Source organism: Pseudogemmobacter sp. TB195 (genome assembly GCF_058313095.1).
Window position 1 is genome coordinate 1 of record NZ_JBZEGG010000047.1, and the last position, 15,769, is coordinate 15,769.

A 15,769-nucleotide genomic window follows, 5' to 3' on the forward strand; every position below is an offset into this window, starting at 1 on the left:
TGCCCTCAGGTGTTCGAATGACACCCGCACTCCCCAATACCTGACGTGCTGGCCCCGTCGATCCTCGGCGGGGCCGCGATATGGCCGATGGTGATCGCCGCGATGCAGTGACACGCGGCGAGAGGCTTTGGCAGGCACTTGTCAGGCCTCGGCCTTCGCGGTGATCATCTTTTCTTTGGCTTCGGGCAGCTTCTTGATTTCATCCATCGAGAGGATTTTGCCATTAACAACCCAGTGCCCGGCAACATCGGAGCGGGTTACTTTGGCGCCTACGGATTGAAGATAGTCGAAAGCTTTCTGCATCTTGACGTTCTTTCATGTAATTCGGGCGCGGATCTGATGGTATATCTTCTGCCAGCGCCCAATTGATTTCCGCAAGGGTTGAAAGCTGGTCAAAACGACGCAGTAAAGAAAACACGCCTGTTGTGCTGAAGAGGTGTGCAGATACCCGGGTCTTCTGGTCTGGAAAGCTTTCCCGGGCGAAGGTGGCGGGAGGGCATGAGGGTGCCTCTCCCGAGGTGGTTCATGCCACTGCCTGTCAGGCAACCCTCTACGACATCGCCATGATAGCAATCACCGAAACTGCCGCAGGCAAAATGTACCAAAGCCAGTACCGGTTCCTAACAGGGGTCTTAGAGTAGCACATCGGGCAGATCGCAGACCCAAATCGTAATTTGTGACCGCACTCGCAACGAAAAAGGCGAACAACAGCCATGCTGTCGCTCCTCATGTGGGGGTGACGATTAAACGGTGTTTGACTGGGAATGTACTTTTTGCAGGGATGAAACGCTCCCTGTGGTGTCTCTATGCTGCGCCTGTTTAGGATCTTGCAACAGAATAATGTGCGGGAAAGTGTGTTTTTGAGTTAGCAGCGAAATGGACTGAAACGCGGCGTAACGTACTGAAACAAATGAAGTTGTGAGGCCGCGCGAAATGAAGGTGTCCCGCCGAGTTGCGTGCAGGCCGGGAATGGACGGCGGGAGGGCATGGGGGTGCCTCTCCCGCCTTTTCGCAGCGCCCCGGCCGGTCAGGGGGTGCCGGGGCTGCATGGCAGGACAATAAGTCGACTGCCGACACGCTCAGTATGAGCCTTCCGGTCCTTCCCGAACATTCGTGAAATCCCGTAGCGCATGAGGCGCAGTGACCGGCGGCAGCTCAGTTTGGGGGCTTCAGAGGACCGCCGGTCTGCCGCGCCTCCGGCTCGGATCGCGTGGCGAATTCCTTCTGCAACCCGAGAGTGCACTTTCAAATGAAAAAGCTCCCCGCACGGGGCGAGGAGCAGTAGGGCTGATCTCCGCTTCATTGCCAGAGAGACCACTTCCAATGTGGCGGGAAGCCCCAGCCGCATCAACCGCTATTCCTATGCCTGGAGGCGCCTTTGACTGATCCTCAACCCACTGGCCTGATCGGCTGGATGCAGGCCTTTTTGGGCGGTGGCGCGACCACGCTTGTTGTGGCAACGCTAGGCCGGCTTGTCTGGCACGGGCAGGAGGCCACGGCCGGTCGTCGCCCATGGATAGGGCCGCATCTGTTCCTCGAGCTGCCGATTGCTGTCACCATGGCAGTGGTGGCAGAGGCAGGAGCAATGGCCGCTGGCCTCCCGCAGCCCGTTACAACCGGCGTGGTCGCTGTGGTGGCATATCTCGGCCCGCGAGGCCTTCGTGATGTGGTGGACCGTTGGCTCCGGCGTGGGAAGCCTTAATCAGCGGGATCGCGGAACAACCCGAAAAGCTACAACCGAGGCGGCAGGCACCGGGCGAACTAAGGGTCGAGGCACGCAATTGCTCCTACGCTCCGTCGCGGCCCTCTTTCGGATGAAACCTAATTTCTCATTGAAAGGGGAGCCAGAATTTCTGGCTTCACGCAGCGCATGCCTGTCGAGTTCGATTTGCCTTTGGAAGTCTGGCCGATCTTCGGGTGAGGGAGGTGCCGTCATCGTGACGACGACAGCGAAAGTGCCTTGTCCTATGATTGCGTAGGCAACGACAATGCCCAGAATGTCAAAACCAAGGCCATAGGCGATTGCCGCTCCAAAAGCACCAGTCAGAGTCGCGGCGGCGAGTGAAATGATAAGCATGGTATCCTCCTCTTAGGTTTTGCTTAAGACTCGGTAACCAACTATGGATGTTAGTATCGCTTACTCATTGTGTTCAGACTGTGGCGAACAGCCGATTATTTCATCCGGCTTGCGAAGAGATTAAAAAACTAGCATTGCGAACGAAAAAGCTGTGGCTGCCACAACGAGAGATGCGGCGCAGCACACGGCGTAAAAGCGAACGATGTTCATTTTTCCGCCCTGGGTCAGCGTACAACGGGTTAACGCCTCAATGGAAGAAATGTTCCAGACGAGCGGACGGCACCCAATGCCTGTCGCGTGACGTCACGCTCGGGTTGATCGCGGTCCTGTCCTATCTGGGGCCGCGTGGTGCCGGGGCGATGGTGGAGCGGTGGGCGAGCAGGCGGGGGTGAGGCGAAGAGCCCCTTTCCGGACTATCGGTGCCGCTTGATCTTGCGAAATGTCTGGAACCAGCGCTGGTTCATCGCTGCCAAGAACGTTGGTGACAAAGCGAACCCCGAGGCATCACCGATCACGGAGTCGATCCCACATCGTGGGCACAGTGCGGTCTGTCCCCCATTTACCCAGTCTTTGATTTCATTGGGTTGGAATTTGCTCTGGCAATAAAAGCAGGCGCAAACCGTGCTGGCGCCGATCCCCTCGCGGTGCCGGGAACTGTGCTTGTGAGCGGCATCAACATCTTTTTTCATCTCAGCACGATCACATGCAGAGCGAAAATGGTCCAGCGTCTGCTTCGTCCGCATAGCTGACGCTCACCACACCTGAAGCGCAAGCCGCTTATCACAACGCCCAGCCATCGCGCCGGGCTTTTTCACATCCACCATGGAGATCGACATGATCCAGTTCCTGAGCGGGCTTCTGGCCCGGCTCGGTGCGCTTTTCCGTGCGCACCCGAAATCCTCTGGCACCGGCCTTGCCGCGGTGCTGGCCGCAGCCGCAGTGTTCGTCGCACCCTGGGAGGGTGAGCGGACAGAGGCCTATCTTGACCGCATCGCCAGCCCGGCTGTCTGGACCGTCTGTTACGGCGAGACCAAGGGCGTGAAGCAGGGCGACCGCTACACACCGCAGCAATGCCTCGACATGCTCAGCGCCTCGCTGGCCGGGTATCACGCGCAACTGGCCAAATGCGTCCAGGCTCTGCCGCAGCAGCCGCAGGGCGTCCAGGTCGCGCTGACCAGCTGGACCTACAATGTGGGCGCCGGCGCGGCCTGCCGTTCCACCCTCGCAAAGCGCGCCAATGCCGGCGACTGGCGGGCGGCCTGCAATCAGCTGCCGCTCTGGAACAAGGCGGGCGGCGTGGTGGTGCGCGGCTTGACCAATCGCCGGGCCGCGGAACAGAAGCTGTGCCTCGATGCCCTGAAAGGAGCCTGATATGAACTGGAGCATCATCCGGGGTCTGACCTATCTCGCGGCCTTCATCGCCTCGATCCTCGCCATGCTTGGAGTGGCCGATTTCGACCCGGCGACTGGTCACCTCGCCATTCACCCGTTCAACCTCTACGCCGCCGTGGGGGCGCTGGCCGGGCTGATCTCGTCTGCCTTGGCTTCAGTTGCGCTGTTCAGGGGATGGGGGAACAAATGACCGCGCTCCGCTGGCTCTGGAAGCCCGTCGCCGTGCTGCTGGCCCTGCTGGCGGTATGGTGGCGGGGCAGGGCGAGCGCAAAGCAGCAGACCGCGCTGGAAGCCGCAGAGGCCTATGCGAGTACCCGGAAAGGAATGGATGATGCGTCTGATCTCGGCAATGACCCTGACGCTGCTCGCCGCTGGCTGCACGAGCGGGATGCCAACCAGCGGTGATGCGCTCTGCGACGGATCGCGGGCGGCGCGGGCCGATCATGCTGCGGCATTGGCGGCCTCGCCGGACGACCGGGCGGTGGTGAGCGGCGCCCGGCTGATCGCGCTGATCGATGCGGGGTGCGCACCATGATCATCATCTACACCTCGCCCGGCTGTGGCCCGTGCGTTGCGACCAAACGCGCGCTGGATCGGGCAGGGCTGGCCTATGAAGAGCGGGCAGGGGCTGACTGGCCGGAAGAGGTCGAGCGGTTGGCCCGGATCGCAGGGTCGCGGCAGGGGCCGCTTGTGGTGGCCGGGGATAAGGTATGGTCTGGGTTTCGGGTGGATCGAATCGCAGCGTTGACGAAATAGCCCATGGCAACATTTACGTTTCGTTTCTGATCTGTCCGGCTAACTTGGCAACAAGAAACACTTGAAAGTCAATCGCCCGCACTGGATTGCAAATCCGTGAAGACCGGTTCGATTCCGGTACCCGCCTCCATTTATTTTCAATAACTTGCGAGACTGTCTCCACTGCGCGGGGTACTCCGTTTACAGGGGCGTTTACAGTTTTGTTCACGCTGCGCCCCCTTTTGCCTTCGCCAATTTCACCAAAACAGCGTCCGTTTCGTCCGGCGAGACGCGCGCATAGTGCTCGATTACGTTGGCCGCGTAGCGCACAGACCAGCCCATATGATTGGCGATCTCTGCCAGCGACAGGTCCGCATTCAGCAGCAAGGTCGCGGCGGTGCCTCTGGCATCGTAGAGTCGTAGATCATCCGATAGTTTTGCCTTGTCCCGCCACTGGCGTACCCCTTCCGAGGCACGGTGCGGGGTCAGTGGTTTGCCACTGGCATTTGCAAGGATCAGCAACCGATTCTTCGGGGTGCTGTCGATCACCTCAGCCATCGCAGGGGTGATCGGGATATGTGCCAGCCGCTGGCGCTTATTGGTGCGCACCCGCAAGCGGCGCCCCCTCGGGGTTTCCTCGACGTGGGCGGGTGTCAACTTGATCAGGTCAGCAGGGCGCAAACCCGTTTCACAGGCCGCGCAGAGGATGCGGCGCACCCACTCAGGCGCGACCGCGTTGAAGGCTTCGCGATCAGCAGGGGTCCAGACGATTTCGGAGCGATCAACATCATAGAGCCGATGAAGCTTGTGGCAATAATGCTCGGCAAGCTTGCCCTCTTCCACCGCCCAATTGAGGATGCGGACGGCATGGACCCCGGCCATATCGTGCTGCTTGGGCGAATGCTTCCATAGCGCCCGCCATGCGTTCACCTCACCGCGCGAGCCACGGTCCTCAAATATGATCGCCGGAGCGTCCTCGAAGTGTTCCGCAAAGCGAAGGCCCCATTTGCGCAGATCGAGCTGCGATCTGTCACCCTTGGGCATTGATGTGCTTGACAGGAAATCATCAACCATTTCCGGCGTCATGTAGGCGGAAGGCTTCGGGCGGGCCGTGACTTCGGCAAATGCCTGGAAGAACTCGGGCGCGGTCGGATAGTGGACCGTGTCCTCCCAGAACTTCGGGCCACCGCGCCACGCATAAAAATGAAAGCGGACGCCGGTCCTGAGTTTCCGGCGCACAGCATGAACCTTGTCGGGGAAGCTCTTAGGACGCACGGCCAGCCCTCCATTTTTGGAGCGCGCTGATGTCAGCTTGCGCTGCCTCGGGCGCGTTACCTGCGGTGATTTGCAGACGGCGACCATCAGCGGTTTCGAGGGTAACGCTCACCTGCCCCCATCCCGCTGCTTTTGCTGCTTCAAGAGCGGGGGTCAGATCAGATTTTCGGATAAGGGGCGGGCGAGACATTACTTTTCTCCCAGCACTTCGCGGACAATTTCCTCCAGAGGATCTTGCTCATCTGACAAAACAACCTTGGCAATGCGGAGCAAAGTGAACCAACCAATCTCAACGCTGCTGCTCATGCCGCTGTAATACGGTAATGAATCGCGCATAGGAGCGTCCTCGGCAGCTTCGAGCGTCGGCATAAAGAAATGATCGAGCGTTTCACGCTCGCCTTCAGCCGAAACATCTTCGCTAATTGAGGCTGTAGAAATGTCGACTCCGAGCCGGACGAGCCAACACTTATCACGAGCCTCCTCCCACTTCTCACCAGCCAAACGCTCCAGCAAGATTGCCAGCGCTGCGCCAAATGTGGATTCTCGCCCAGTCTCTGAGTCGTACGGCAGACCAGAAAAGTGCGGAAGTCTTTCCAATGCTTGAGCTGGGCTGTCCGGGCAAGCCATGAAGGCAACAAGAAAATTCGCCAGCTCGATGCTCGTCAGATGATGAGCGCTACGCCCGCGCCCGCCCTTTTTGATCCACTGCTCGTCTGCGTCCCTCAAAAGTCGGGCAAGCATCTGCAAGGTCGGCTCAGGCCGATTGAACACTTCTGCGAGATAGGTTGCCGTTTGTCCGAGGTGCATGGTTGCCACCAAAGTGCATTTCATCGCACAATCGCTCCGATGGGCGCTTCTGTCAAGTCATAAGAGAGATTGTGCGATGAAAATTTGCCAGCGTTGCCGTTTGTAACCGGCTCTAACCTTTGACTGGTCAAGGCGAGTGAAAAACCCACTCTTCGCCATATCGACAGTTCCAGAACTGCTCGTTGCTCCGGGGCTGCCCGATGGGCTTGGCAGTCAGATGTATGAAGTTGCCAAGCGGGGAATGCAGGCCTAGCACGATAGCGCAGCCGGTGAGAGCCGTTCCCGATGGGACGGTTTCCGCCAGCAATCTTGCCAGCTCAGAACAATGCCGGGAAATCTGATCGTCCCTGCTCAGGGAAGGCGAAGAAGCCGCGTAAGCCGGGGCGGCTAGCGCCACGGCAGGCAGGGAAGTGATGAAACTACGCCGCTGCATGTTGCACCTCCGGGCGGGCTTCATAGCTGTGCCGGTCGAGACGGTCGGCAACACGTTCCGCCAGATGTGCGGTTGCGACCAGCAGCGCCGAAAGCTCCCAGGTTGGCTCTTCGCAGGCGATCCGCGCTGCAAGGTTGCAAAGATCCGAGAGGACGACGGCATCGGAATGCACTTCGGAGATGCGCACGGTCATGCCTGCGCACCCATCAGCTTTTCGGTGCGGCGCAGGGCCGAGCGGACGTAGGACCGGGCCTCGCGTTCGCCCTGGCTGTAGCCGCTCGGGCGGGCAGTGGCGTCGAGCGCCAGCGAGAGCATGTCGTGGATTTCGGAAAGGGTTGCGGCAGGCAATGCCTGTCCAGTATGGCAATGGATAGCCATGCGGTGTTTCCTCCAGAAACAGCGTTACGGTTAGGGCTGGCAGGGTGTTCCACCACCTTGTCAGCCCGTGTCGTTTTCGACATTATCAACCTATGCAGCGGAGCCATAGGTTGTCAACATTGAAAACCGAGAAGAACAAAGGCGGTCGGCCTCGCACGAACGCCACGCCGATCACCCTGCGCCTACCGCCCGATCTTTTGACTTGGGTCGATGCGGAAAGGGCGAAGATCGTACCGGAGCCGTCACGGCCTGAATTTTTGAGGCAGATGATTGAGCGGCTTAGAATGAGACCTGAAACAGAGTATCGAAATTTCTCGGAGAATTAAATTTTGAATATATCCGGCATGATTCCTGAGGCAATTCAGGGTGAACTCCTTGGCGTCGCGTTCGCACTGCTGACAACTTTTATTCTTTATTTGTTTCGATCCCGGGCGAAGCTTATCTACGGAAAAGCAAATAACTCTAGGAATGTTATTTTCACCACTCATCAAGACGAAGGGGGTGAAAGAAACATCAGTCATGAGGTGTATGTTGAGAAGTTTTTCTTACAGAACACCGGAAGATCGACTGCCACCAATGTAGAATTCGTGCTCTCCTCCAAGCCGACTGATATATCCATATTTCCAGCGACAGTCATTAAAGAACAAATTGTAGAAAAAGACAAATGGCACATCCTCATCCCTCAGGTAGCGCCGGGAGAACTGGTGATCATAGACTGCTTATATATAAATCAAAGGGCATCTTGGGTTTTATCAGTTAAATCAGCAGAGGCGATAGGAAAGGAAGTTCGCTTCATTACGCAGCGACAATTCGGAAATGTAGTTAATTTGCTCGTGGCTGCTCTAATGTTTTCCGGTCTGGCTTTCATATTTAGCGCGATTTATCGTCTTCTTTCATAGCGGCTTATTACCGATTTAGAGCGCCGCGCCCCGGAGGTTGGGGCCGCGCTCTCTCGGGGTTTCCCCACACACCGAGTGACGGGGATGCCTGGTGCCATGTCGTCAGCACCGGGCGCATCCTGCCCTATTCGTCCTGCCAGTCGATGAAGGCCAGCGCGTCTTGCAAGGTCGCGCCCTCGATCCCGGCCTCCCGCGCCCGTGCAAGCGCCTCGATCATCGTCGCCAGCGCCCGCGCCTTGCCGCCCGCGTCATAGGCCTGCATCGGGCGAACAACGTTGATCAGGACGCGGTTGCCCAACTTTCCGGTGGCTTCCTCGGCCATCAGCATGGCGATGGGTTGCAGGATCAACTGGGCCAGATGCCGCTGCGCCTCGCGCACCAACGGGCCGGTGGTCGCCGGGTATTGCAGGCCTGGCAGCACCCCGAAGGCGGAGAAGATCGCGCCCTTGGCCTCGGTCAGGAACTTGTCTGCCATCGAGCGCGACAGGTCTGGCGACAGCTGATCCGGGCTTTTGCCAAGCTGCGGGTGCATCCCTGCGCCGACAGCCTGCGCCACGCCCTCGACCACCATTGTCGCACCGCGCTTGCCGACGAAGGCAGACCGCAGCGCCGCCATGTCCTCTGCCGAGCCTTCCGGCATCGGGACAATCTGCGATCCGAGGGGCGCGTCCCGGAACACATCGCGGATCGCGGTTTCCACCTCGGCCAGCAGCTGCGCAGAGAGCGAGGCCCGCCGCAGGGGCGCCGATCCGGCCCAAGGGGTGTAGGCATCTGAGCCGATCCTGAAATGCAGCACCTCGCCCGCCAGCGCGGTTTCAGATCTACCGCCGCCCGCCTCGGAGACTTGCAGCCGGTATGCGTGAGGGTCGCCGTTGCGGGTGGTCAGATCCCAGTCACTGGCCGGGATAAGCCGGTCGCGGATCAGGAAAACCGCCTCGCCCCGCAGGGCCAGAGAGCGGGCGGTCAGTGACAGCGCCCGCCGGGTCAGCATATCGGTACCTTTCACATCGGCCAGCGAAAGCCCGCCTTCCCAGAGGGTGACGCAGGACTGGACAGCCGAGGTCAGTTCCCCGAGGCCCGCCACGCCGCCGATGTATGAGGCCCGCGCCTGCATCACCTGGGCCGTGTATCCCGCGCCGCTGGACCGGGTTTCGGGTGCCTTGCGGCGGAAAAGATCCATGAACCCCATTTCAGGCCCTCCAACGGTTGAAGGGGTGAACCGCACCCCGCACGGGTTGCCGGTCCTGATGACTTTCCCATGACCGCGCCTCGATCTGGGCTTGCGGGTAAGCCGGGACAGTCACCGCCGACAGTTCGAACAGGGCGGCACGGGTGACGGTGCGCAGCAGGCCCGCGCCCCGGTTCTCGATCTTCTCCCCACCCGGCTGGACCATGAAGCCGGGTGACAGGCCCCGGATCAGGCCCGAGGCATGGGCCGCGAGGAAATCCCGCGACCAGCTGGTGCCGCCGTCGATCCGGGCTTCCAGCACAAGGGCCGCGTCCGTATCGGTCAATGTCAGGGTTCCCGCCGCGCGTGACGCGAGGGGTTTTTCCCAGTCGTGACCGGCCAGCAGGTGAATATCCTCGCCCGCCTCGATCCGGTCAGAGAAGGCCCGGGCGGCGAAGATCTCCCGCCGCCCAGGTGCAAGCTCGGTTTCCGCGCCATAGGGGAACGCCGCCCGAAGGTGAGTTGCCCCACCCTCGCTGCGCAATTCCAGCCCGCCGAGAGACGCACCCCAGAGCATTATTCCGCCGCCAACTGCAGGCCGGTCAGCAGCTGCAGCTGCGAACCACGCGCCACGGTCACGTCAGCGGTGGTCAGCGCCGTGATCCGCAGCCCGCCCGATTGCGCGTCCGAGAACGGATCGCGGATCAGGTCCACCGCGCCCCAGAGGCCCACGAAGATCGGGGCCACGCCGCCCGCGTTCGTGGTCAGCAGGGCTTGGGTTGCCAGCGGGGTGCCGGTCGGGGTGGCAAGCGCGCTCGTGGTCTGGACGGGTGCGCCGAGGCCCTTCACCAGCCGATCCCACTCCGTTACGCTGTCGCCCTCGAAAGCCTGCATCCCGTCGAGGTATGCCCACAGCTCGGGCCGGATCAGGGACTTGATCCCGCTCGGGCCGGTCGCGGTGTTGGCCGCCATGAAGCGTACCACGGCAGCACGGAACGCGGCCCAATTCGCCGGGCCGTCAATTGCGGTCGAGGCAATGCCATAGGTTGCCGCGCCGGGAATGACGCCAAGGGGTTGCCCGCCCGTGCCGGTGCCGAGGAAGATTGCCTTGTCCAGCTCTGCGGCCATGGTGCCGCTCATGTCGCGGCGGATCGCGGCTTCCAGCGCCTCGCCCGATTGCAGCAACGCCTTGCGGGTGATCCGCATGTGGATGCCGAGGTTATGCTCGGGTTTCAGCGCCTTATCGACAGTCGTGTATTCGGTCGGGCCTGCCACGTTGCCGGTTTCGGTTCCGGCCCATCCTGCTGTCACCGCCGAAGTGGTCACAGGCCATTCCACCGCGCCGCTGCCGATCTGGATCATCTGCGCGCCCATCTGCGCCGCGACCGAGGCTGGGAACAGGCGGTCGATGATGGGGCGGGTCTGCACCGGATCGGGAGTGCCGGCGGCAACGGTTTCGCCGGCGCGCTGTTCCAGTGCCATCAGCGGAACCGGGGTGCCGCGATAGCCGCCCTGGCTGCGCAATTCCTGCACCACTTCGGCGGTCTGGCCGGTCAGGGCGCGGCCTTCGTCCAGGTGCAGCGCAACCTGGCGCATTTCAAAGCCTGCGATCAGATCGGAGAACTGCCGATCGGACCGGGTTTCAAGCTCAGCACCGGCGGCGCGGCGTTCGGTGCTTTCCGAGGTCAGGGCGGCACGGAAACGGACTTCATTGGACTGAAACTCTTTGTCCAGCTCATCCATTTCCTTGGTTTCGTCCTCGGTCGGCTTCTCCTTGCCAGCGAGGTTTGCCAGCTTCTGGCGGATCTCCGATTGGCGGCGGGTGATTTTGACGGATTCCAGCATGGTTACTCCTTAGCCGGGGTTGTGGGTTCCGCTGCCAGATCGGCAACGGCATCAGCCCAAGCGCGTTGCTCGGGGTCGTTTCGGACGGGCGCGAAGCCCATTTCTTTGCGGGTTTTCGAGGCATGGCAGCGGCTGCACAGCGCCTGGAGGTTTGCCGGGTCGAATGCCCGGTCAGGGGCTTTGCGCACCGGCTGAATGTGGTCGATTTCGAGGCGCCCTTTTCGGGTGCCGCAGCACCGGCATTTCCAGCCATCGCGCTCAAGAACGGCATGGCGCAACACCTGCCAGCGACGGGTCGAAGTGACGCGCTTGGAATGGCGGACATATTCCTTTCGGAGCCGCGAGGTCACAGCCAGCCCACCCGCACTTTGCGCTGAGGCGCGGCCTTCATTCGTGCGCCCTGGGCCACGGCCAGCAGGGTTGCCGCTGCCGCGTCGATCCGCCCGAGAGAACGCCCCTTCGCCAGCGTGTGATTGCCCTTCGGGTCGATAATTACGATTGCGTCACCGAAAGCCGCGCGCAGGAGCAGCGAGGGGCAGGATTTCACTTCACCGTCGAAGAGGGCCCGGCGGAACCGCTCGATATCTTCTGAGCCATCGCGCCAGCCGAATCCGCGATAGATGAACGGGACGCGGGCAAGGCCAGCGCCCTGCATAGCCTCGACAAATTCCGCGTGACGGTATCGGTCGCCAACGATGCAAGCGGGGGTGATCCCGTCCAGCATCCTGACCAGCTGCGCCATCCACGGGCCGGGCGGGACGGTATTGCCACCCAAAACGGACAGCTCGCCGCGTTCCTGCATTTCGACATAGCGCCCGCCAACGCCGTCAGCTGCGCCGCGATCTGCCAGAGACGGCTTGCTTGCGAAGGTGCCGAGGGTTTCCAGCCGCCCGGTTTCGGGCCAGTAGAATGCCGCTGCCGACATGGACCGGGATCCGCCGAGGTCGATCCCGAGGACGCAGGGGCCTTCACGGGCGGGCAATTCGTCCGGGGAGACTTCGGCGCTCATCCATTCATCGACCGTGACCAGCACAGAGCGATCCTCGGTCGACACCCGTTCATTGCGGTTGAGGTTGCGGAAGCTGGACAGAGCCGAACCGCCGCGGGCGATTGACCTCTGCGCCTGCGAAACCAGCCATTCCGGGGCCGCGCCGATCCCCTCTTTCGCGCCCGGATTGGCGATCAGCAGGCTTTTGAGGTCATCGGCAGGCAGGCCGAAGGAAGGGCGATGCTCCTGCACATAGGTGCCTGGCGGCGGCGCATCGAGCCAGCGAGAGAAGGTGTTGGCATCATCCGGGGCCGAGGTTGAGATAATCAGCGCTCGCCCGTCACGCTTGCCGAGGCCGGAGAGGATTGCGTTTTCCAGGGCGTCGCCCTTTTCGCGATCCCATGCCGCCCGCTCGTCCATGATTGCGAGGGTAGGAGCGCCGCCGAGAATGGACTTGCCGTCAGCTGCGATCACCCGGGCCAGCCCGCCGCCGTTGCCCTCGAACTCGATTTCCAGTTTCGAGCCGCGCCGGACAATGAACAGGCCCTGATCCACATCGGGCAGTCCCTGAATGAAGCCGAGAAGGAAGTTGAAGGCGGTGCGGGCCTGATCCCGGTTCCGGGCTGCGATGATGATTTCACGCTTGGGTTGCGGGTTCTCTTCCAGCGCGCCCACCAGCTCGGCCAGTGCCAGCCCTGCCGAGAGAGCGGTCTTCGCATTGCCGCGACCGATGGACAGAACCCCGACCATCTTTCCCTTGGCGAGAGCGCCTTTTACGAATTTCCGCTGAAACTCGGCCAATTTAAGGGGTTTTCCGGCTTTTTTGCCCTCTGGAATGCGCAAAAGGGCCAAAAACTGGATTGCGCGGATCGCCTGCGATTTTCCCCCGATATTTTTCAGGAGAGAGAAAGGAACACTCTGGCCCGGGTCTCCACGTTTTGACGAAAGGGGGGCATTGGGACCATTCCCACCGAAGAGGTCCGCGACCGCTGCTGTGCTTTGTTTTGTCATGTCGCCTTCCTCTCTTAGATCCACCGTCCTGCTGGATGGTGAGGGTTGTTGTGATGGGTATAGGAAGGCAGCCCCGGCGCTTGCCGAGGTTGCCCCTATACCCACCGCGATCTTGCTGGCCGGAGCCGGGCCGCCGCTTAGGGTCCATCCATGCGCGCGTCCTCGCTGGATGGTTGACCGCTGCTTGCTGCACATGGACGCCGTGCAGGGGGTCGGGCCTCGGTCTTTCGGACTGCCCTTGCTCTGTGACCCCGCCCCGTGGTGAGCGCTTCCAGTGCGGGGCCACTGTCTGAACCCTCCCCCGCACATCGGCCCGCCGCGTGGGCGGCAGGCGTGTTTCTTCAATCCTCGACCAGCACAGGGTCAGGCTCAGGCGGGCTGGCGAACTCATCCAGCATCTGCCGCATGATCCGCTCCTGCTTCGGTGTGGGGTGCCACTCGGGGCGCTTGCCGTGCCGTGCGATGGATCGCGCAAAGTCGCGCGCAAAGCCCTCTGTGCGGATGTCACCCATCACGCGGCGCATAACGACCGGCCAGCGCAGGGTGAGGATTTGGTCAAGCTCGAGGTCCGTCATATCGCCACCCCGCGATAGCGGGCGGCAACACGGGCTGCGGCCATAGACAAGCCTTCGGGGCGATCCGTCTCCCCGCCTCGGGCGTCGAAAAGCATGGCGAACTGATCGAAGATTGCGAGCTTCAAATCATCGGGCAGATTGGATGCATCCTCGGGCAGCTCATAATTCGCTGCGTGCGCCACATCGCCCGCAGCGGTTGAGAGCATCAGCAAGGAATCCGCATCGTCATCGTCATGCGAAACGCGGGTGTGGAGCTTGGCCCCCTCCAGGAGTGCAGCCACATTCATGCCGCCACCTCGATATCGCGAATATGCCGGAAGAACGCCGCCTGATCCCTGGGGGACATGGCCTCGAAGCTGGCAAGGGCGTAAGCCTTCAACTCTTCTGGGGTCGCGATGCTGGCCCAGAACCGGGCATCATCCATGCCGCCCAGAAAGGCAGGAAGCGGCCCACCAGCTGCGCCAAGCGATGCTCGGGCAACGTCAAAGGCATGAGGGGCAGGCAGAGACCCCAGAGCCGCCGCCGCAAGGCCCGTGCGCTCAAAGAGCGTCAGGCGGGCGCGGCAGACGGTGCTGAAACCGCCCCATGCCTCGGGTTCGTCCAGGTGCAGCGTGTAGCCCAGCATCCGCGACATGCGCTTGTGCCGGTCCTGCATTTGATTCGACAGGAGATTGCCGGATTTCTTGTTTACAGCGCCGCCGTAAGCGTTTGATTTCCTAAGGGTGCCAGACAGGGGGCGTTTACAGTCTTTTTGTTGAGAGTCAGACTGATTGGAGGGATTGCAAATCCGTGAAGACCGGTTCGATTCCGGTACCCGCCTCCAATTCTTTCAATGACTCAGCAGAAATGACGGACCCGAGGGTATCACTCAGGGTATCAGGTTGCTGTTCTGTGCCTGTTCTGTTCATTGCCGTTTCCCCCGCGCCTGACGCGCCCGCATTTCCTGCCGGGCCTCACCCGTGTATTTCGCAATCATCTCTTTGGTGGCATGGCCGGAATAGGCTGCGATCTCGTCATCATCGCACCCGGCCCACGCCAGTTCCTTCACCCCGCGATAGCGCAGCGTGCGAAGGTCATAGGCTTCCAGCCCCAGCCGCTTGCGCTCTTTCAGCATCAGATCGGCGCTGTTGCATAAATCTGCTGGGATTCAGTATTTTGCCTGAGCATGTTACTGCTTTGGCATGAGCTACTGATCCCTTCCCCGTTAGAAGACGAGCAACTGGCGTGCGTATAACCAAGCGCTGAAGCAACGCAGCTCACTGGCCGTATGGCTTGATGCTGATATGGAGTGGGTCGCCAAGCCTTCTGGCAAGCGGGGGCGACAGCCGGCCTACAGCGATGCCGCCATCCAGGCTTGCCTGACCCTGAAGGTCCTTTTCGGCTTGCCATTGCGACAGGCAACCGGGTTCATGGAAAGCCTTTTGGCTCTGTCTGGTTTGCCCTGGTCGGTGCCTGATTTCAGCACGTTGAGCCGTCGACAAAAATCGCTGCAGGTCGCGATCCCTTACCGCCCGAAAGAAGGCCTGCATCTCTTGATTGACAGCACCGGGATCAAGGTGGAGGGTGAAGGCGAATGGCAGCGCCGTAAGCATGGAAGCTCGAAGCGGCGCATCTGGAGCAAAATCCACATTGCCGTCGATGAACAGACGCTAGAGATCCGTGCCATTGAGGTCACCTCCAGTGCTATCGGCGATGCGCCGGTCTTGCCTGACTTGCTCAATCAGATCATGCCTCAAGAGAAGATCGCCTGTGTGACAGCTGATGGCGCCTATGACACGCGTTTCTGTCACGACGCCATTGCGGCCAGAGCGGCGGTAGCGATTATACCGCCCCGAAAGAATGCCCGCCTATGGAAGCGTGCAACCGAAGGTGCCACAGCGCGCAACGGCGCCCTTCGAACATCCAAACGTGTTGGGCGAGCGATATGGCGCAAATGGAGCGGGTATCACCGCCGTAGCCGCGTGGAGGCGAAGATGAACTGTATCAAACAGCTCGGACAGCGGCTTATGGCGAGGGCATTCGAGAGGCAGGTCGCAGAGGTCCAGATCCGTGCCTCCATCCTCAATCGCTTCACGCCACTCGGCACACCGACAACAGCCCGCGTTGCATAAACACCTTATGTGTCTCAGACCTGCTACATTGACCCCGTTGCCGGTCCCGGCCAGGACCAGCAACGGGGTAGGATA

22 protein-coding genes and 1 pseudogene are annotated in these 15,769 nt (G+C 61.1%); 7 read left to right on the forward strand and 16 right to left on the reverse strand.

Annotated elements, in window-relative coordinates; translation table 11 throughout:
- Positions 1 to 141: 141 nt before the first annotated feature.
- The gene (locus tag AC4FS3_RS27395) at positions 142 to 303 is read right to left on the reverse strand and encodes a hypothetical protein (RefSeq protein WP_491023150.1); all 162 of its coding nucleotides are present in this window, start codon (positions 301 to 303) and stop codon (positions 142 to 144) included.
- Positions 304 to 1,378: 1,075 nt separating this feature from the next.
- Here AC4FS3_RS27395 and AC4FS3_RS27400 point away from each other — a divergent pair.
- Positions 1,379 to 1,702, forward strand: coding sequence for a phage holin family protein (locus AC4FS3_RS27400; protein ID WP_491023151.1), 324 nt, complete (start codon positions 1,379 to 1,381; stop codon positions 1,700 to 1,702).
- Here AC4FS3_RS27400 and AC4FS3_RS27405 read toward each other — a convergent pair whose 3' ends face one another.
- Both AC4FS3_RS27405 and AC4FS3_RS27410 read right to left on the reverse strand, forming a co-directional pair.
- Positions 1,703 to 2,077: a hypothetical protein gene (locus AC4FS3_RS27405; protein WP_491023152.1), complete on the reverse strand. Its 375-nt coding sequence runs from the start codon at positions 2,075 to 2,077 to the stop codon at positions 1,703 to 1,705.
- A gap of 413 nt (positions 2,078 to 2,490) precedes the next feature.
- Positions 2,491 to 2,820, reverse strand: a complete 330-nt coding sequence (locus tag AC4FS3_RS27410) for a cytoplasmic protein (protein ID WP_491023153.1) — start codon at positions 2,818 to 2,820, stop codon at positions 2,491 to 2,493.
- Between the two features lie 91 nt (positions 2,821 to 2,911).
- Here AC4FS3_RS27410 and AC4FS3_RS27415 point away from each other — a divergent pair, with 91 nt between their 5' ends.
- The 4 genes from AC4FS3_RS27415 (at position 2,912) to AC4FS3_RS27430 (ending at position 4,225) form a co-directional block, all read left to right on the forward strand.
- On the forward strand, positions 2,912 to 3,448 hold the full coding sequence (locus AC4FS3_RS27415; protein ID WP_491023154.1) for a lysozyme: 537 nt from the start codon (positions 2,912 to 2,914) through the stop codon (positions 3,446 to 3,448).
- A gap of 1 nt (position 3,449) precedes the next feature.
- Positions 3,450 to 3,659: a hypothetical protein gene (locus tag AC4FS3_RS27420; RefSeq protein WP_491023155.1), complete on the forward strand. Its 210-nt coding sequence runs from the start codon at positions 3,450 to 3,452 to the stop codon at positions 3,657 to 3,659.
- Between the two features lie 138 nt (positions 3,660 to 3,797).
- A complete protein-coding gene (locus AC4FS3_RS27425) occupies positions 3,798 to 4,004 on the forward strand; it encodes a hypothetical protein (protein ID WP_491023156.1) in 207 nt (68 codons plus the stop codon).
- Complete coding sequence (locus AC4FS3_RS27430; protein WP_491023157.1) at positions 4,001 to 4,225, forward strand: glutaredoxin family protein; 225 nt, start codon at positions 4,001 to 4,003, stop codon at positions 4,223 to 4,225. Before AC4FS3_RS27425 ends, AC4FS3_RS27430 begins: the two co-directional genes overlap by 4 nt.
- A gap of 204 nt (positions 4,226 to 4,429) precedes the next feature.
- On the opposite strand, the gene AC4FS3_RS27435 is transcribed toward AC4FS3_RS27430, so the two are convergent.
- The 4 genes from AC4FS3_RS27435 to AC4FS3_RS27450 all read right to left on the reverse strand — a co-directional run bounded on the left by AC4FS3_RS27435 (position 4,430) and on the right by AC4FS3_RS27450 (position 7,097).
- Complete coding sequence (locus AC4FS3_RS27435) at positions 4,430 to 5,566, reverse strand: tyrosine-type recombinase/integrase (RefSeq protein WP_491023158.1); 1,137 nt, start codon at positions 5,564 to 5,566, stop codon at positions 4,430 to 4,432.
- Between the two features lie 102 nt (positions 5,567 to 5,668).
- The gene (locus AC4FS3_RS27440) at positions 5,669 to 6,310 is read right to left on the reverse strand and encodes a hypothetical protein (protein WP_491023159.1); all 642 of its coding nucleotides are present in this window, start codon (positions 6,308 to 6,310) and stop codon (positions 5,669 to 5,671) included.
- Positions 6,311 to 6,705: 395 nt separating this feature from the next.
- A complete protein-coding gene (locus AC4FS3_RS27445) occupies positions 6,706 to 6,912 on the reverse strand; it encodes a hypothetical protein (protein WP_491023160.1) in 207 nt (68 codons plus the stop codon).
- Complete coding sequence (locus tag AC4FS3_RS27450) at positions 6,909 to 7,097, reverse strand: hypothetical protein (RefSeq protein WP_491023161.1); 189 nt, start codon at positions 7,095 to 7,097, stop codon at positions 6,909 to 6,911. Before AC4FS3_RS27450 ends, AC4FS3_RS27445 begins: the two co-directional genes overlap by 4 nt.
- Positions 7,098 to 7,426: 329 nt before the next feature.
- On the opposite strand from AC4FS3_RS27450, the gene AC4FS3_RS27455 reads away from it, so the two are divergent.
- Positions 7,427 to 7,996, forward strand: coding sequence for a hypothetical protein (locus tag AC4FS3_RS27455; RefSeq protein WP_491023162.1), 570 nt, complete (start codon positions 7,427 to 7,429; stop codon positions 7,994 to 7,996).
- Positions 7,997 to 8,120: 124 nt separating this feature from the next.
- Here the strand turns inward: AC4FS3_RS27455 and AC4FS3_RS27460 are convergent, their stop codons facing one another.
- The 9 genes from AC4FS3_RS27460 to AC4FS3_RS27500 all read right to left on the reverse strand — a co-directional run bounded on the left by AC4FS3_RS27460 (position 8,121) and on the right by AC4FS3_RS27500 (position 14,697).
- A complete protein-coding gene (locus tag AC4FS3_RS27460) occupies positions 8,121 to 9,185 on the reverse strand; it encodes a phage portal protein (RefSeq protein WP_491023163.1) in 1,065 nt (354 codons plus the stop codon).
- A gap of 1 nt (position 9,186) precedes the next feature.
- Positions 9,187 to 9,741: an HK97 family phage prohead protease gene (locus AC4FS3_RS27465; protein WP_491023164.1), complete on the reverse strand. Its 555-nt coding sequence runs from the start codon at positions 9,739 to 9,741 to the stop codon at positions 9,187 to 9,189.
- Positions 9,741 to 11,009 (reverse strand): phage major capsid protein, encoded by a 1,269-nt coding sequence (locus AC4FS3_RS27470; RefSeq protein ID WP_491023165.1) that lies wholly within the window; start codon positions 11,007 to 11,009, stop codon positions 9,741 to 9,743. Before AC4FS3_RS27470 ends, AC4FS3_RS27465 begins: the two co-directional genes overlap by 1 nt.
- Positions 11,010 to 11,011: 2 nt before the next feature.
- Complete coding sequence (locus tag AC4FS3_RS27475; protein WP_491023166.1) at positions 11,012 to 11,359, reverse strand: HNH endonuclease; 348 nt, start codon at positions 11,357 to 11,359, stop codon at positions 11,012 to 11,014.
- Positions 11,356 to 13,008 carry a terminase large subunit domain-containing protein gene (locus AC4FS3_RS27480; protein WP_491023167.1) on the reverse strand — a complete coding sequence of 551 codons (1,653 nt, stop codon included), beginning with the start codon at positions 13,006 to 13,008 and terminating at the stop codon, positions 11,356 to 11,358. The genes AC4FS3_RS27475 and AC4FS3_RS27480 overlap by 4 nt, the downstream gene beginning before the upstream one ends.
- A gap of 341 nt (positions 13,009 to 13,349) precedes the next feature.
- Entirely contained in the window at positions 13,350 to 13,583 is a 234-nt protein-coding gene (locus AC4FS3_RS27485; protein WP_491023168.1) for a hypothetical protein, read from the reverse strand.
- Positions 13,580 to 13,870 (reverse strand): head-tail connector protein, encoded by a 291-nt coding sequence (locus AC4FS3_RS27490; protein WP_491023169.1) that lies wholly within the window; start codon positions 13,868 to 13,870, stop codon positions 13,580 to 13,582. Before AC4FS3_RS27490 ends, AC4FS3_RS27485 begins: the two co-directional genes overlap by 4 nt.
- Positions 13,867 to 14,217, reverse strand: coding sequence for a hypothetical protein (locus AC4FS3_RS27495; RefSeq protein WP_491023170.1), 351 nt, complete (start codon positions 14,215 to 14,217; stop codon positions 13,867 to 13,869). The genes AC4FS3_RS27490 and AC4FS3_RS27495 overlap by 4 nt, the downstream gene beginning before the upstream one ends.
- A gap of 270 nt (positions 14,218 to 14,487) precedes the next feature.
- Entirely contained in the window at positions 14,488 to 14,697 is a 210-nt protein-coding gene (locus tag AC4FS3_RS27500; protein ID WP_491023171.1) for a hypothetical protein, read from the reverse strand.
- Between the two features lie 94 nt (positions 14,698 to 14,791).
- Here AC4FS3_RS27500 and AC4FS3_RS27505 point away from each other — a divergent pair.
- Positions 14,792 to 15,694 (forward strand): annotated as a pseudogene (locus tag AC4FS3_RS27505) (IS5 family transposase); the annotation flags it as partial.
- Positions 15,695 to 15,769 lie beyond the last annotated feature (75 nt).

Bases quoted from the DNA above. Each gene is read 5' to 3' on its own strand.
- AC4FS3_RS27395 (WP_491023150.1), bottom strand. From the start codon at position 303: ATGCAGAAAGCTTTCGACTATCTTCAATCCGTAGGCGCCAAAGTAACC.
- AC4FS3_RS27405 (WP_491023152.1), bottom strand. From the start codon at position 2,077: ATGCTTATCATTTCACTCGCCGCCGCGACTCTGACTGGTGCTTTTGGA.
- AC4FS3_RS27410 (WP_491023153.1), bottom strand. From the start codon at position 2,820: ATGCGGACGAAGCAGACGCTGGACCATTTTCGCTCTGCATGTGATCGT.
- AC4FS3_RS27415 (WP_491023154.1), top strand. From the start codon at position 2,912: ATGATCCAGTTCCTGAGCGGGCTTCTGGCCCGGCTCGGTGCGCTTTTC.
- AC4FS3_RS27420 (WP_491023155.1), top strand. From the start codon at position 3,450: ATGAACTGGAGCATCATCCGGGGTCTGACCTATCTCGCGGCCTTCATC.
- AC4FS3_RS27425 (WP_491023156.1), top strand. From the start codon at position 3,798: ATGATGCGTCTGATCTCGGCAATGACCCTGACGCTGCTCGCCGCTGGC.
- AC4FS3_RS27430 (WP_491023157.1), top strand. From the start codon at position 4,001: ATGATCATCATCTACACCTCGCCCGGCTGTGGCCCGTGCGTTGCGACC.
- AC4FS3_RS27435 (WP_491023158.1), bottom strand. From the start codon at position 5,566: ATGGTCGCCGTCTGCAAATCACCGCAGGTAACGCGCCCGAGGCAGCGC.
- AC4FS3_RS27440 (WP_491023159.1), bottom strand. From the start codon at position 6,310: ATGAAATGCACTTTGGTGGCAACCATGCACCTCGGACAAACGGCAACC.
- AC4FS3_RS27445 (WP_491023160.1), bottom strand. From the start codon at position 6,912: ATGACCGTGCGCATCTCCGAAGTGCATTCCGATGCCGTCGTCCTCTCG.
- AC4FS3_RS27450 (WP_491023161.1), bottom strand. From the start codon at position 7,097: ATGGCTATCCATTGCCATACTGGACAGGCATTGCCTGCCGCAACCCTT.
- AC4FS3_RS27460 (WP_491023163.1), bottom strand. From the start codon at position 9,185: ATGGGGTTCATGGATCTTTTCCGCCGCAAGGCACCCGAAACCCGGTCC.
- AC4FS3_RS27465 (WP_491023164.1), bottom strand. From the start codon at position 9,741: ATGCTCTGGGGTGCGTCTCTCGGCGGGCTGGAATTGCGCAGCGAGGGT.
- AC4FS3_RS27470 (WP_491023165.1), bottom strand. From the start codon at position 11,009: ATGCTGGAATCCGTCAAAATCACCCGCCGCCAATCGGAGATCCGCCAG.
- AC4FS3_RS27480 (WP_491023167.1), bottom strand. From the start codon at position 13,008: ATGACAAAACAAAGCACAGCAGCGGTCGCGGACCTCTTCGGTGGGAAT.
- AC4FS3_RS27485 (WP_491023168.1), bottom strand. From the start codon at position 13,583: ATGACGGACCTCGAGCTTGACCAAATCCTCACCCTGCGCTGGCCGGTC.
- AC4FS3_RS27490 (WP_491023169.1), bottom strand. From the start codon at position 13,870: ATGAATGTGGCTGCACTCCTGGAGGGGGCCAAGCTCCACACCCGCGTT.
- AC4FS3_RS27495 (WP_491023170.1), bottom strand. From the start codon at position 14,217: ATGTCGCGGATGCTGGGCTACACGCTGCACCTGGACGAACCCGAGGCA.
- AC4FS3_RS27500 (WP_491023171.1), bottom strand. From the start codon at position 14,697: ATGCTGAAAGAGCGCAAGCGGCTGGGGCTGGAAGCCTATGACCTTCGC.